The organism is Bifidobacterium bohemicum DSM 22767 (assembly GCF_000741525.1).
In the GTDB taxonomy this organism is placed as follows: domain Bacteria; phylum Actinomycetota; class Actinomycetes; order Actinomycetales; family Bifidobacteriaceae; genus Bifidobacterium; species Bifidobacterium bohemicum.
Genome location: NZ_JGYP01000002.1, coordinates 54,949 through 70,023, shown reverse-complemented (window position 1 = coordinate 70,023; position 15,075 = coordinate 54,949). Strand labels below are relative to the sequence as shown.

The window sequence follows — 15,075 nt, the reverse complement described above, 5'->3', positions numbered from 1 at the left end:
TCGAATGCTTTCCGCAGGAACGTTTTCATCGACTCGTGATTGCTTCGATCATGGCGATGGCCTATGGCAGCACCATTCGGAAGTCGTGTTGTGCGCTCCCTTCGTCATTTGCGTCGCGTCCGGCAGCTCCCGCTTCCTCGCCGACCGAATCGCATAATGCCAGTTCGCCGGTTTGACCGCTTACCTTCGATCCGCCGAGACATTGATGTCCCTTGTGCCGGTATTTGCTTTCGTCCTGCACAAACCGGGACAGTCGCTCGCGGTCGTCGGCACTCATCGAGGCCAGAAACTCCTGTTCGTAGTCATCGAGCGCGGTGGGATAGTCGCCGTTGAAATAAGCGACGCATAAACCACCGTATGGGGCGTCCGCCTGCATGCCGATGGACTCGATCAGGCCATCCAGGCTAAGGAACCCAAGGGAATCGGCGCCGATATACTCGCGAATGCCCTCAACGCTCATCCTGGCGGCGATCAGCTCCCGGGTCTTGGCGATGTCGATGCCGTAGAAACAGGGATATTTCAACGGTGGCGAACTGATGCGCATGTGCACTTCGGTCGCGCCCGCCTCCTTGAGTAGCCGTACGATGCGTCGCGAGGTGGTGCCACGCACGATCGAGTCATCGATTACCGCCACCCTCTTGCCTTTCACGACCCCACGCACGGCGGAAAGCTTCATCCTCACCCCGTCTTCGCGGAGCTTCTGCGTTGGTTGGATGAACGTGCGGGCCACGTACTGGTTCTTGATCAGCCCCATTTCGTTGGGCAGGTTGCCGGCTTCGGCATATCCGGAGGCGGCGGACAAGGATGAGTTCGGGACGGCGATCACCATGTCCGCGTCCACCGGCGACTCCTTCGCGAGTCTGGCGCCCATGCGTTTACGGGCCGAGTGCACGTTGACCCCATGGATGGTCGAGTCGGGGCGGGCGAAGTAGATGAACTCCATCGCGCATACGGCGAGCTGGGTGCGGTCGGTGTATGTCTCGATGCGATAGCCCCCGTCGTCGACGATCACGATTTCGCCCGGTTTCACATCGTGTACCAGTTCCGCGCCCACCACATCAAGGGCGCAGGTCTCGCTGGCCAGCACATACGCGCCGTTGCCCATCCTTCCCAAGGATAGCGGCCTGAATCCGTTGGGATCAAGCGCGCCTATCATCTCATTCTCGGTCATCATCAGATACGCGAACCCGCCATGCACTTCGTTAAGCGCCTGTTTGAGTCTGTCGATGAAGGTTGGCTTGGAGGACCGTCGGATCAGGTGCATCAGCACTTCCGTATCCGAGTTGGAATGGAAGATGGCGCCCTCCTTTTCCAAGCTGGTCTTCAGCGTCTCGCAGTTGGTCAGGTTACCGTTATGGCATAAGGCCATGTCGCCGTCGTGGAAACGAAAGATGAATGGCTGGATGTTGTTGGCTCCACCCGAACCGCTGGTCGCATAACGCACATGGCCAATGGCCCTGTCGCCTTTGAGCAGATCAATCTCGTGCTCATCGTGAAACACCTCCGTCAACAAGCCGAGCCCTCTGTGTCCGATCAGGCGTCCGTGGTCGTTCGAGACGATGCCCGCGCCCTCCTGGCCACGGTGCTGCAACGCGTGCAGTCCGAAATAAGTCAGCCTTGAGGCGTCGGGGTGGCCCCAGACGCCGAAGATGCCGCACTCCTCATGGATGCCTTCCAATTCAGCGGACATGTCATGCTCCTTGCTGTTGGTTTCATTGGTGGTTGAATGGTTCGCGCCGTGCCTGGGATGACATCTAGCGCGTCCGAAGCCGGCGAAGCGACCACGGTGATCGATCTGGCTGCGTCAGTTTGCAAAGTACCGTACCCCCGCTTCGAAGATCGGCTGGAACCGGCGTCCCGGCACGTTGAGGTACAGGCCGTCGCCTCGACGTTCGGAGTGCCCCATCTTGCCCATCACTCTTCCGTCCGGGCTTGTCAGTGCTTCCACCGCGCAAAGTGACCCGTTGGGGTTGCTGGCCAGGTTCATGACCGCGTGCCCTTGTTCGTCGACATATTGCGCTGCGATCTGACCGTTGCCTGCGAGCCGTTCGAGCTCCTCGGCACTTGCGATGAACCGGCCCTCGCCGTGTGAGATCGGAATAGTGTATACGTCGCCCACTTCGCATTGAGCCATCCAGGGTGACAGATCGCTCGTCACACGCGTGCGGACCAAGCGGCTTTGGTGACGTCCGATGGTGTTGAACGTCAGGGTCGGCCGGTTTTCGTTCGGTTCGACGATATCGCCGTACGGCACGAGCCCGAGCTTGATTAACGCTTGGAATCCATTGCATATTCCGAGCATGAGTCCGTCCCGGTTGTTCAGGAGGTCTCTGACCGCATCGGCCACGGCGGGAGCCCGGAAGAACGCAGTGATGAACTTGGCCGAGCCGTCGGGTTCATCACCTCCGGAAAAGCCGCCGGGAATCATGACGATCTGGCTGGCGTTGATTTCGTCTGCCAGACGTCGTGAGGATCGCGATACGTCATTGGGGGTCAGGTTGTTGATAATCAGGGTGTGGACCTCGGCCCCGGCCTGTTCGAAGGCCGCCGCGGCATCGTATTCGCAATTGCTGCCCGGAAACACGGGAATGAGCACATGGGGACGGGCTTGGCTCAGCTTGGGGCCTGAGCGGGTCACACGATGCCCGGCGTGGCAGTCGAGCGTGTCAATCCGTGGAATCGTCGTCTCGTCTTCGTTGCTCAGGTAGGGGAACACGTCCTGCATCGGTGATTCCCAACGCCTCTGCAAGTCGTTAAGATCCACGTTTTCGTTGCCGACGGCAAAGGTGTAGGAGTCGGTTGTCGTGCCGATCAGTTCAATGCGCACATGGTCTGTCGATTCAGGCAGTTCCGTTACGTCCGCCAGTTCCAAAATGAATGAACCGTAGGCGGGCCGGAACAACTCCTCCGTGCCCATCGCTTCGTTGAGCCTGATGCCGACACGGTTGCCAAGTGTCATTTTGAACAGAACTTCGGCGCTCGCCCCATAACCGGGTGTCGACGCTGCGAGAACGGTTCCTGCCTGAGTGAGCCGTTCAACCGCGTCGATTGCCGCCAGGGCGTCCGCGGGCCGAGGAATCAGAAGATAGGCGTTGGAGTCATCATGCGGATCAATCGTTTTGTCGGTTTGAGCGTCGTATCCATAATGCAATGGCGCGATACGCACGATGCGATGGCCGCCTCCTTTGAATTCCGGGCTGATCGTGCGGTTGAGGTTCCCTGTCGAGACGGCAAAAGCAATCAACGTCGGCGGTACGTCCAGCTCGTGCCCTTCGTACTCGTAGCTGCCGCTCATCGAGTCTTTTCCGCCGATGGCGCCGACTTGAAGGTCGGCCTGCGCGCTTAAGGCTCCGAGAACCGCCGCAACCGGTTCGCCCCAGCGTTTCGGATCAGTGTGCGGTTTGCCGAAATACTCCTGAAGGCTCAGATACGCGCGTTCGCGGGTGAAACCGGTGGCCACCAGCTTTGCGAGCGATTCAAGCACGGCAAGGTACGAGCCCACGAACTGGTTGCGTTCGGTGATGAACGGGTTGAACCCCCATGCCATGGCGCTCGCCGTCTTGGTCTTGCCGCCGGGCACCGGTAGTTTGGCCACCATCGCCTGGCTGGGTGTCAGTTGTCTACGTCCGCCGAAAGGCATCAGCACGCTGCCTGCGCCGATGGTCGAATCGAATCGTTCCGCCAGTCCTTTGTTGCTGGCGACATTGATGTCGTTTACCAAGGCGATCATGCGCTCTTTGAAGGAACCGGTTCGCCAGGTTTCCGGGGTCAAGTATCCGCTGCCACGCTCGACCTGCACCTGTTGGTGTTTCGCGGCCCCGTTCGAGGCCAGGAACGCACGGGAGAGGTTTACGATTGTGGTGCCGCGCCACGCCATGCGCATACGAGGTTCCTTGGTCACCGTAGCGATGACGGTGGCCTCAAGATTCTCCTCGTTGGCGTACCGCAGAAACTCATCGACGTCGTCTGCCGCCACATCCACCGCCATGCGTTCCTGGGATTCGGATGTCGCCAGTTCCGTGCCGTCGAGCCCATCGTATTTCCTGGGCACCTTGTCGAGGTCGATCGTCAGTCCGTCGGCGATCTCGCCGGTCGCCACCGACACGCCGCCCGCACCAAAATCGTTACAGCGTTTGATGAGCACGCTGGCCTCGCGACGGCGGAACACTCGCTGCAGCTTGCGTTCGACCGGCGCATTGCCTTTCTGGACTTCGGCGCCGGACTGAACAAGGCTGTCCGTGTCCTGCACCTTTGAGGCTCCCGTGGCACCTCCGATGCCATCGCGTCCGGTACGTCCGCCGAGCAAAATGATCCTGTCTCCGGGCAGAGGTCTCTCGCGTCGCACGTTCATGGCTGGTGCGGCGCCGACGACCGCGCCGACCTCCATCCGTTTGGCGGCATATCCGGGGTGGTATATTTCGCAGACCTGTCCGGTGGCCAGCCCGATCTGGTTGCCGTAGGAGGAATACCCCTCGGCTGCAGTGGTGACGAGCTTGCGCTGGGGAAGCTTGCCGGCCATCGTCTGATTCACCGGCACACGCGGGTCTGCGGCTCCGGTGACCCGCATCGCCTGATAAACGTATCCTCGACCGGAAAGCGGGTCGCGAATGCAGCCTCCGATGCAGGTGGCCGCCCCGCCGAAGGGTTCGATTTCGGTGGGGTGGTTGTGCGTCTCGTTCTTGAACAGGAAGAGCCAATCCTGCGGTTCGCCGTTCACGTCTACCACGATGCTGACCGTGCAGGCGTTCATTTCCTCTGATTGGTCAAGTCCGGTCAAAACGCCGTTGTGCTGCAGATATTTCGCGCCTATGGTGGCCATGTCCATCAGAGTGGTCGGCCGGTTCTCGCGTCCCAGCTCCTTACGCATCCCCAGATAACGGTCGAATGCGGTCCGAACCACCTCGTCATCGATGGTGACGTCGGTCAGCTCGGTTCCGAACGTGGTATGACGGCAGTGGTCGGACCAATATGTGTCGATCACTTTGATCTCCGTGATGGTGGGTTCGCGATGTTCGGCACGGAAATAATCCCGGCAACGGCGAGCGTCTGCAAGGTCCATCGCCAATCCGCGGCTGTCGATCAGGCGTTGCAGTCCCGCGTCGCTCAGTGCGTTGAATCCGGCAAGTGTCTCTACTGAAACCGGCTGCTTGGTGGGAATCGCAAGAGTGTCACGCTGTTCGAATCCTGTTTCATGCGCGTCCACGGGGTTGATGATGTAGCGTTTGGCCGCTTCGACTTGTTGTTCCGTGAGATCCCCATAGAGTGCGTATACCTTGGCCGTACGTACTTGAGGTCGTTCGCCGCCGCTCAATAGTTGGATGCACTCGCTTGCCGATTCGGCCCGTTGATCGAACTGGCCCGGTAGATATTCGGTCGCGAACACCGCTGAATCCCCGAAGTCGGGCGGTTCTGATGTGGCCGTATCGACCGATGGCTCGCTGAATACCGTGGGGACGGCACGGCCGAACAGCGCGTCGTTCAGTCCTTCGGCATCGTATCGGTTGACTACACGCACCCGGCTTAGATTCGTCAACCCCAGAACCTCCCGCAGCTCTACGGCAAGTCCTTGGGCTTCGATGTCAAAGCCCGGTCTTTTCTCTACGTATACACGAAAAACCGCTGAAGGTGTCACTTTCGTTCCTTTGCGTTGTTGCTGGGTGGGTTACTGCGGTATGGGATGTGGAAATTCGGGAACCGTGGTATTGCCTTGCGGACCGTCGGACGGTTGATGTACTTGACAGGATGAGCCGAAATTGAAGGATTGTTCTTGATCCTGGGTCGCGTATCACATGATCGTGAGGTGACGTCAAGTCAAACCGCCCGCATGTCGCAGACGCGACATGCGGGCGGCTTGTCATTCGACCGCTATGCCTTCACGATCGGCCAGAGCGGCCAGTCTATCGTAGATCTCCTCATAGGCGGGGATGATGTCTCCGAGGTCTCGTCGGAAAAGGTCCTTGTCGAGATGACCCACCGTGCCGGTCTTCGCGTTTGCATCCCAAAGTCTGCACGTATCGGGTGTGATTTCGTCGGCCAGAACGATTTGCCCTTGCGGGTTGACCCCCTCTTCGATCTTGAAGTCCACAAGCTTCACGCCAATCCGGTCGAAAATCGAGGTGAGTTTGTCGTTGATGTCCCGCGCTTGCCGTGAGACTTCGGCCATCTGTTCCTCCGTGGCCAGTCCGAGCGCCACTATGCCGTCGATGTTGATGAACGGGTCATGCAACTCGTCGGATTTATAGCAGAATTCGAGAATCGGGCGTTTGAGTGCCGTTCCTTCCTCTATGCCGTAACGTTTGGCGAATGAACCAGCCGCTGTGTTGCGCATGATGATTTCCAGCGGAAACATGCTGATTTTTTCGTTGAGCTGCTCAGTGTCGGAAATGCGCCTGATGAAGTGGGTTTTGACGCCTTCGGCTTCCAACAGTCGAAACAGTACCGTGGTGATTCGGTTGTTGAGGATTCCCTTTCCTTGGATCTGTGCTTTTTTCGCGCCGTCTCCGGCGGTCGCCTGATCCATATATTTGACCCACAGCACATCAGGGTCGTCGGTTGAATAGAGCTCTTTGGCCTTGCCCCTATAGAGCATGTCCAGTTTCTCCATGATTCGCCCTTCCCGTAGAAAACGAGACTGCTTGAATGAGGTGAACTTACTGAAACATCATAACAATTTCGGATTACAAATAGATTTCAGAGTGGTCAGGATCTGCCCGCCAACAATCAGTGCAGAAGATTTGACGGATGCTGCAAAGCCATTTGGTCAGACTTCACCGTCGCAAACCTGAATCGACAATGAATCAACGATTTCGGTGGCAGCATCTCGCGCATTTTGGTTGTTCTCGCCAACGGCCAGGGCCACTGCCATGCGGCGATGACCATGAACGGCCGGCTTGCCGAACACCCGGAGGTCGGTGTCGTCGTGGGCAAGCGCCTGTGGAACGTTGTGGAAGACGACCTCGCCTTCGCCGGTGGACACAATGGCATGGCTTGCCGCGACTTGGCCTGCGCGCATTGACAGCGCGACATCGTCTTGGGTGACGGGAATGCCTAGAATGGCGCGAGCATGCAGTGCGAATTCGTTCAACCGTTGCGAAATCATGGTGACCATGCCGGTGTCGTGGGGACGGGGGGAGACCTCGTTAAAAAGCACGCTTCCGTCTCTGAGCACGAAAAGTTCGACGCCGAAGACGCCCCATCCTCGTTCTCCGTCGTGATGAGCGATGTCGGCAAGCCCTTCAACGACCGCGGTCGCGATATCCTGCGCCCGCTTAAGCGTCGAGGCTTCGACGCCCGCCGGTTGCCAGGATTCGCGATAATCGCCGTTTTCCTGTCTTTGCCCGATGGGGGCGCAGGTGACGATGCCTGCGCTGGAGCTGACGGTAAGCATCGTCAGTTCGTAATCCAAGGGCACGAACGCTTCGACGATGACTCGTGAGACACCGCCATCCGCGACGTCACGTCGGCCGAATTGCGCTTCGGACCAAGCGGCGTCAACGTCGTCGGCCGAATGCAAGACGCTTTGCCCGTGACCGGACGAGCTCATGACCGGCTTGACCACGCAGGGGAACCCTATGCCTTCGGCACCGCGTCGCAGCTCTTCAAGCGAACCGGCGAAACGATAAGGGGTGGTGGGAAGGTCAAGCGTCTCGTGCGCCAGTCTCCTCAACGCCTCGCGATCCATGCAGATGGAGGTTATACGCGAGCTGGGGACAACCTGAATGCCGGCGGAAGCGGCTCCGTTGAGTGCGGAAGTCGCGATGGCCTCGATTTCGGGAACGATGATAGAAGGCCGCGTCTCGGCGATCAGTGCATTCAGGGCAATCGGGTCGGTCATGTCGATGACGTGACGCTCCTGCACCACCTGCATCGCCGGCGCGTCGTCGTAACTGTCGGCCGCGATGACCCTCGCTCCGAACCGTGCCAGTTCGATGGCGATTTCGCGCCCCAGTTCACCTGAACCCAACAGCAACACACGGGTTTGGTGGCGACCTGATGGGGCGCCGAGCGGACGGTCGGTCGATGGGGAGTGGGGAACGGAGGTGTGCGCCTTGCTTGTCATATGCACATTATGGCATGGAGAGCGGTCGATATCATAACGGCGGGCAGTGCGAACAACCGGCCCATGATGACAAGCGACATGGCTACGATGATTGATATGACTGATTCGCAGGACTTCAGAGGCGGTGATGACGTGCCGTTGACCATTGTGTTCGTCATCGATACGATCGGCAACAAGGGGAATGGCATTTCCAATTCCGCGTTGCAGTATGCGAAGGGCTTGAGCGACAGGGTCACAAGGTGCGACTGGTCGGCATCGGCACGCCGCGGTATTCGGCCAAGGTGCACGACATCCCGCTGGTGTCGTGGCTGGCGGCCAAACAACAAATGCAGTTCGCCGCTCCGAACGACGCCTTGTTCTGCAGGGCCTTCATGGGGGCGGATGTCGTTCATGTCTATATGCCGTTCAGGTTCGGTCGCCGGGCATTGTCCGTGGCGAAATCGATGGGGTTGCCGGTCACCGCGGGCTTTCACCTTCAACCGGAGAACATCACCTATTCGTCCGGGCCATTGCGTTACGTGCCCGGCCTGCCGACGGCTCTGTACCATCTGTTCGATCACTGGCTGTATCGCGACGTCGGCCATATCCACGCTCCAAGCCGTATGATCGCAACCCAGTTGCGCGTCATATCGAACGGTTATTCGGACCGTTTCCATCCAAACCCTGATATGCCCAAGGGGTCTGATGTATCGCATGAAAGCGACGAATCGTTCCCTTCGGCGCCATCGAATGACTCGAACTTGATGCATGCAAAGACGCCCAACCTGCAAACGCGCAGGACCTTCCGTCTGAACCGCCCGTTCCGCATCGTTGCATCAGGTCGTCTCAGCCGCGAAAAAGATTACGAAACCTTGATCCGTGCCGTTGCGCAAAGCAGATACGTCTCACGGATCGATTTGACGATCTGCGGAACCGGACCGCTCAAACGGTATCTGAACCGTTTGAGCGGCCGCCTGCTGCCGGATTCCTCGCTGGTCCATATAGGCTTCCATTCGAACGATGAAATGCCGAACCTTTTGCGCCAGGCGGACTTGCTGGTTCACCCTTCGATTGTGGATATCGAATCATTGAGCGTTCTGGAGGCCATCACCTCGGGGCTGGTTCCGGTGCTTGCTCGTTCGTCGTTGTCCGCGGCCGACCAGTTCGCGTTGGTTGGTCAATCGCTATTCCCGGCACATGATGCAACGGCGCTCGCAGCACGTATCGACTGGTGGATTGAGCATCCCGCCGAGAGTCGCCGTTGGTCCTCGAAATATGCCGAAGAAGCCCGCGAGAACTATTCCATTGCCGCATGCGTAAGTCGTTTCGTGGCAATGGAACGTGAGGCGATACGCGATGCTGCCGGCTGATTCGTATCGGGGAACGACTTCACAGCAGCGAGATGAGCTGATCGACGTGTCCCTGTGTCGTGGCCCAGCTGGTGCAGATGCGCATCACGGAACGCGTATCGTCGTACTTTTCGAGAAAGCCCATGCCGACGCCTTCGGAAAGTCGGTCGATGGTCGGCTGACTCATGACGATGAACGTCTGGTTGGTCGTCGAGTGGTATACACGCCGGTAGCCCCTCGCGTCGAGAGCCGTGCGGATCTGCGCCGCCATGTTGTTGGCATTCCGTGCGATCCGGATGTACAGGTCGTCGGTGAACAGGGTGTCGAACTGGAGTCCGAGCAGCCAGCCTTTCGCCAGAAGCGCCCCGTGCTGTTTGATCAGCGTGAGGAAGTGCTTCGGTGTATTGCCTTTGGTGAAGACCACGGCCTCTCCGAACAACGCTCCGACCTTGGTGCCGCCGATATAGAACACGTCGGTAATGCGTGCGATGTCCTCAAGCGTCACGTCCGTGCCTTCGGCGGCAAGGCCGTATCCGAGCCGCGCTCCATCCAAGAACAGCGGCATGTCGTATCTGTGCGCGACCTTGGCGATTGCCTCGAGTTCGGCCTTTGAATAGAGTGTGCCGTATTCAGTGGGGTGCGAGATGTAGACCGCCCCTGGGAAGACCATGTGTTCGTAGTTGCCGTCCGCATAAAAATCGGCGCAGAAGCGATCCAGTCGGTCGGGGTCGAGTTTGCCTTCATGGCCGGGCACCGTCAGTACCTTGTGTCCGGTGGACTCAATGGCGCCCGCCTCGTGCACATTGACGTGCCCGTTGGTGGCCGCAACCACGCCGGCCCAGCGCGGTGTGATGGTGTCGATGACGGTCTGGTTGGTCTGAGTGCCGCCCACCAGAAACCATACGTCGGCTTCGGGGCAACCGCACGCCTGACGTATGCGCTTCTTGGCGTGCGCCGTGTATTCGTCGCCGCCATAGCCGGGAAGCTGGTCCATATTGGTTTCGGCCAGCCGCTTGAGGATCGAAGGATCGGCGCCTTCCGAGTAATCATTGACGAAATTCAGCATAGTAGGCTCCTTGCAGAGATCGGAACATCAAGCTGTCTTATCCGTTGATGGTATGCGATCGTACCCGGGGGCTTACACGAACCTCGTGTGTCGCTCGCTCCGCTAAAACAGCCCGTATGCCTAACTCCTATGCTTCGGCACCGATCCCCGTTTTGTCAATGCCTATGCCGCGTTCGTCGTTCATCGTGGCGAAGTTCAGACCGATCAGGATGCCGCCGCCTACGAGGTTGCCGAGGATCGCGACGATGATGACCAGCACGGCCTTCCAGGCGTTGACCAGTCCGTGCGTTCCAAGAATGAGGAACATCGCCGAGTCGGCCACCGAATGTTCGAAGCCGCAGAACGTGAAGACGAATACGGCCACCACCATAATCGTGCATTTGGTGAAATCATTGGTAAGTTTGCCGTTATAGACCATGAGCATGGCGATGTTGATGCAGAAATTGCACAGAATCGCCCGCACGAACAGGTCCGCGATGCCGAACCAAGAGTTTAGGTAGGCGATCTTGGTATTGCAGGCCGCAAGCATCTGCGCCAGAGCGGGGCCCGACACGATTGACGAGAACCTCAGGATGATGGCCACGACCAGCGCCCCGAGCAGATTGCCCACCAGGCACAGGCCGAGCAGCTTCAACGAATGCGCCCATCCGATGCGCTTGTGATAGGCGCCCACGCTCACCACCATCATGTTCGAGGTCAACAGTTCGGAGTTCGTGTAGTAGATAAGCACCAGCGCCCATCCGAAAGTGATGCCCGCAATCACTTTTCCGGCCAGCCTGAGTCCTGGTCCGCCCATGCTTGCCTGCCCGATGATCACCCAGAACGCGGCGAAGAATATGCCGACGAACAGACCCGCCATGACGGCCCGCTGGATGTAGCGTCCCGTCATCGTGCCGGTCATGGTCTCCTTGCTTTCCAAAGCGTCGAGCACGGTCGAGATGAATGCCCGTCCGGGGAACAGGGGGTTGGTCTGCTCGGCGTTGTCTTGCGGTTGGCGGTGGGCGATCGGGTTTGGCGGGGTTGGATCATGCATCTTTGGTTTTCCCTTCGTCGACATTTAATGACATATGATTACCATTATCGGCCCGCGGTGATTGCCGTTTGTCCTATACGGGCCGTTTTGTGACCTATGTCATATTGCGATGTTGTCAATGTTGCGACGTCGGCCGTAATGGTTCGATGAGGCGAATCTTCGTGACATAAAACTATTGACTTGTCGCAAAAAACGACTTATCGTCGCACTGCTTCAGGTGGGATGACAAGGAATGATGGGTGTGTGTGCGGTATGTCTGAGATAAGGTGCCGGCGGGGTGAGCCAGAAGGGGAACGGAAGAAAGCGGGAAGGCATCCATCGGACGATTCCGACCATCCCATGCGTTCGGTGAGGCGGCTGGCCGCACTGCCCAAAGTCAGAATCTCAATGCTGCTCTTCACGGGGCTGGCGGTGCTGCTCGGCCTTGCCGGTGCCTTGGCACGGGCCGGCGTCGTCTCCATTCTTCCGAATGTCGTTGGGCCCGACGACCACGGTGTGCTGATGGTGTTCGGTTTCTTGGGCACCGCGATCAGCCTGGAGCGTGCCGTTGCCTATCGCAGCGGAGGCAACAAGGGTCCCCATTGGTGTTTCTGCGCCCCGTTGTTTGGTGGTTTGGCGACGGTGTTGCTGCCTGCCACCGGTCTGGTCTCCTCAATGGTCGGATCAAAACAGGTTGCCGACTTGGGACATCTATTGGCGGGCTCGCTCTGGATCGCTTCCATGGCCGTGTTGCTCGCCATATACGTCGCGCTCTGTCTGCGGCAGTCCTCCGAGGAGGTGCTGATGCAGATGCTCGCCGCATCCGTCGGCCTGGTGGGCGTGGCGTTGTGGACGGGGCATGTCGATGCGGTTGTTTTGGCTCCGATGTGGCTGATGTTCTTGGTTTTGACCATCGTGGGCGAACGGGTCGAGCTGGCGCGCACCGTGTTTTCCAAGCCCCATGTCGAGGGCATCGTGCTTGCGTTGTGCCTCGCCGTCGTCGTGGCCTCGGCTGTCCAATGCCTGCGCCCCGCGCTGGGTTATCCGTTCCTGGGATTGGTGCTTGCGGTTCTGCTCGCCTACATGCTGCAACATGATGTGGCGCTTGGCACTTGGCATAATTCAGGACTCACCGGGTTCATGGGCACGTGCATGGTTAGCGCCTATGCGTGGGGTCTGCTCGCCGCGGCGGTGTGGATGTTCGCGCCAGTTCAGGAGGGAGGGTACTGGACCGATATGGGCCTGCATGCTTTGGCCTTGGGGTTCATCATGACCATGGTCATCGCTCATGCGGACGTCATTATCCCGTCCGTGGTGCGCAGACCCATGCCGTTCCATCCTGTGCTATGGGCTCCATGGATTCTGGTACAGGGCGGATTGCTGTTGCGCTTGTCCGGCACGGTACGTGGGGCGCAAGCCCTCTGGAAATTCGGCGACACCGTGAGCGTCATTGGGGTGCTGAGCATGTTGCTGTCCGATATGGGGCTCGTCGTCTTCGGACGTCGAATACTTCAAGCGAAGCGCCTCCGTCGGGCCGCCGAGCCCCAATGGTCGCACGCCCCGCGGCATCGTATGGGGCATTTGAACCGGACCGATACCAAACCCGAGTTGATGGCACAGGACAATCGGGCCGCCAGGAAGGATTCCTCACGTGTTCGATCATTGCGCTTTATGGCCGTTGGTACGGTATTCGTCATCCTGGTTCTCTTTGTTTTCGGCGGATATGGTTTGTCGAAATCTTCGTTATCGGGCAACGGTACGCTTTCGGCTGCCGACCGGACGGCTGGTGATGCCGGCCATCCGTCGTCTGACGGTGGTGATTTGTCCGCGGGAATTGCCGCAACAGGGCGAACCACGACGGTTCAGATCAGTGTGCGGGGCATGTCGTTCGTTCCCTCCTCGATCCGGCTGCCGGCGGGGAACAGGCTTGTGGTCGTGTTCGCCAACACCGGGGATCAAAGGCACAACCTCACCTTCCCGAATGGCAAGCAGACGGGCAACGTGCCGGTCGGGGCGAAAGTAACGCTCGATGTAGGGGTCGTTGGCAGGGATGCCGTCGCCTGGTGTGCGCTCGCCGGGCATCGGCAGATGGGAATGGAGCTTGGCGTCCATGCGGTCGGCGGACGCCCGGCTGCCCGGGAATCCGGAAGCTCAGAGGATACGGCGCGATCAGAAGGCTTGTCGTCGGATCATTCCGATCTTTCTTCGGTCGCTGCGTTGCAGGACTACGCCCGCTCCTCTCGGCCATTGAACGCATCCGTTCCTCAGGACGAGTTCGCCGGGGTGCCGGGCGTGCATGAACGCCGCTATACGTTCGACATCACGGAGCGCAAAGAGAGACTGGCTCGCGGTTTGACGCGCACCGTATGGGGATACGACGAGCAATCCCATCCCCGCGACAGGACGACCGAACCGTTAAGCCCGGGTCCGGTGCTTCGCGGACGCGTAGGCGACACGTTTCATGTTCATCTGGTCAATCACGGCAGCATGAGCCATTCGATAGATTTTCACGCAGGCCCAGCCGTGCCGCAGGAGATGATGCGTAATATCGAACCCGGCAAGAGTCTCGATTACACGTTCACCGCCGATCACGCCGGCATATGGCTTTACCACTGCTCCAGCGATCCGATGTCCATCCATATCGCCAACGGCATGTATGGTGCCGTGCTCATCGAACCGGATGACCTGCCGGCCGTCGACGCCGAATATCTGCTCATCGGTTCCGAGATGTACCTCGGCGGTAATGGGGCAACGGCCGATGCGACTAAAGTTAGCGGCATGAAGCCGGACATCGCGGCTTTTGACGGTCGTGCCTTCCAGTATGACTCTCATCCTTTGGCTTTGAAGAGGGGTGGTCGTGTGCGCCTATGGATATTGGACGCCGGGCCGAACATGCCGCTTTCGTTCCATGTCGTCGGCACGCAGTTCGACACGGTCTGGAGTGAGGGACGCTATCTGCTTTCGCGGTCCGACGCGACCGTTGCGGACGGTCAGGAGCGCAACGCCGCTGCCCAGGTTCTGCCGCTTCAGCCCGCACAAGGCGGCTTCGTGGAGTTGAGGATCGACAAGCCGGGCAAATATCCTTTCGTCAATCATGTGATGAGTCTGGCCGAAAAGGGTGAACACGGCCTCATTGACGTGAGGTAGGGGGAGTGTCGGAGGTCTCCGGCGGCGTGTGCCGACCCGTGCTTGTTTTCCGAGGACGCATCGGGCCGATTCCGGACGATACACGGTCAGGTCGTGGGGCAGCGGCGCTCTCCCGCACCGTGTGCCGGGCGGGATTGACATGATTTACACCGCTGTCGTGCTTCTGCGCATTGGTCAAAGTCGCCATGTCCTGCCTAGCGATTTGCCGTTCGCGACGCGCCGGTTACCAAACGTCAAGATAATCATGTATAGTTCTTTTCTGTTGTGCGGATATCGGTTCGGTTCGTTGAACGGGATTGGTTCCTCATTTCGATGGTGGCCATAGCTCAGCAGGTAGAGCATCTGATTGTGGTTCAGAAGGTCGCGCGTTCGAACCGCGTTGGCCACCCCATCGTGAAGCCCTGCTCCCGCAAGGGGAGTGGGGTTTTTGCGTATAGGACGAAATTGGTGTTTTTGGAAACTT

6 protein-coding genes, 1 tRNA gene and 2 pseudogenes are annotated in these 15,075 nt (G+C 59.0%); 3 read left to right on the top strand and 6 right to left on the bottom strand.

Features of this window, described 5'->3' with window-relative positions; all coding sequences use genetic code 11:
• Positions 1–220: 220 nt before the first annotated feature.
• From purF to purT, 4 genes and pseudogenes are all read right to left on the bottom strand, one after another.
• Positions 221–1,690: pseudogene (gene purF, locus BBOH_RS02615) on the bottom strand (amidophosphoribosyltransferase); the annotation flags it as partial.
• A 114-nt stretch (positions 1,691–1,804) separates the two neighbouring features.
• Positions 1,805–5,632, bottom strand: a complete 3,828-nt coding sequence (locus tag BBOH_RS02610; protein ID WP_033521133.1) for a phosphoribosylformylglycinamidine synthase — start codon at positions 5,630–5,632, stop codon at positions 1,805–1,807.
• A gap of 222 nt (positions 5,633–5,854) precedes the next feature.
• Positions 5,855–6,604, bottom strand: a complete 750-nt coding sequence (gene purC / locus BBOH_RS02605; protein WP_033521135.1) for a phosphoribosylaminoimidazolesuccinocarboxamide synthase — start codon at positions 6,602–6,604, stop codon at positions 5,855–5,857.
• 156 nt (positions 6,605–6,760) lie between these two features.
• A complete protein-coding gene (gene purT, locus BBOH_RS02600; RefSeq protein ID WP_033521137.1) occupies positions 6,761–8,059 on the bottom strand; it encodes a formate-dependent phosphoribosylglycinamide formyltransferase in 1,299 nt (432 codons plus the stop codon).
• A gap of 96 nt (positions 8,060–8,155) precedes the next feature.
• Between purT and BBOH_RS02595 the strand changes: the two are divergent.
• A pseudogene (locus BBOH_RS02595) lies at positions 8,156–9,408 on the top strand (glycosyltransferase).
• A 19-nt stretch (positions 9,409–9,427) separates the two neighbouring features.
• Here BBOH_RS02595 and BBOH_RS02590 read toward each other — a convergent pair.
• Both BBOH_RS02590 and BBOH_RS02585 read right to left on the bottom strand, forming a co-directional pair.
• The gene (locus BBOH_RS02590) at positions 9,428–10,453 is read right to left on the bottom strand and encodes a threonine aldolase family protein (RefSeq protein ID WP_033521139.1); all 1,026 of its coding nucleotides are present in this window, start codon (positions 10,451–10,453) and stop codon (positions 9,428–9,430) included.
• Positions 10,454–10,580: 127 nt separating this feature from the next.
• Positions 10,581–11,486: a formate/nitrite transporter family protein gene (locus BBOH_RS02585; RefSeq protein ID WP_081930292.1), complete on the bottom strand. Its 906-nt coding sequence runs from the start codon at positions 11,484–11,486 to the stop codon at positions 10,581–10,583.
• Positions 11,487–11,738: 252 nt separating this feature from the next.
• On the opposite strand from BBOH_RS02585, the gene BBOH_RS02580 reads away from it, so the two are divergent.
• Both BBOH_RS02580 and BBOH_RS02575 read left to right on the top strand, forming a co-directional pair.
• A complete protein-coding gene (locus tag BBOH_RS02580) occupies positions 11,739–14,612 on the top strand; it encodes a multicopper oxidase domain-containing protein (protein WP_161786409.1) in 2,874 nt (957 codons plus the stop codon).
• A 315-nt stretch (positions 14,613–14,927) separates the two neighbouring features.
• Positions 14,928–15,003: transfer RNA gene (locus BBOH_RS02575), tRNA-His, on the top strand.
• The last annotated feature ends 72 nt before the right edge of the window (positions 15,004–15,075 follow it).

Excerpts from the sequence above, each read along its gene's own strand:
- purT (WP_033521137.1), bottom strand. The coding sequence starts at position 8,059 with ATGACAAGCAAGGCGCACACCTCCGTTCCCCACTCCCCATCGACCGAC.
- purC (WP_033521135.1), bottom strand. The coding sequence starts at position 6,604 with ATGGAGAAACTGGACATGCTCTATAGGGGCAAGGCCAAAGAGCTCTAT.
- BBOH_RS02580 (WP_161786409.1), top strand. The coding sequence starts at position 11,739 with ATGTCTGAGATAAGGTGCCGGCGGGGTGAGCCAGAAGGGGAACGGAAG.
- BBOH_RS02590 (WP_033521139.1), bottom strand. The coding sequence starts at position 10,453 with ATGCTGAATTTCGTCAATGATTACTCGGAAGGCGCCGATCCTTCGATC.
- BBOH_RS02585 (WP_081930292.1), bottom strand. The coding sequence starts at position 11,486 with ATGCATGATCCAACCCCGCCAAACCCGATCGCCCACCGCCAACCGCAA.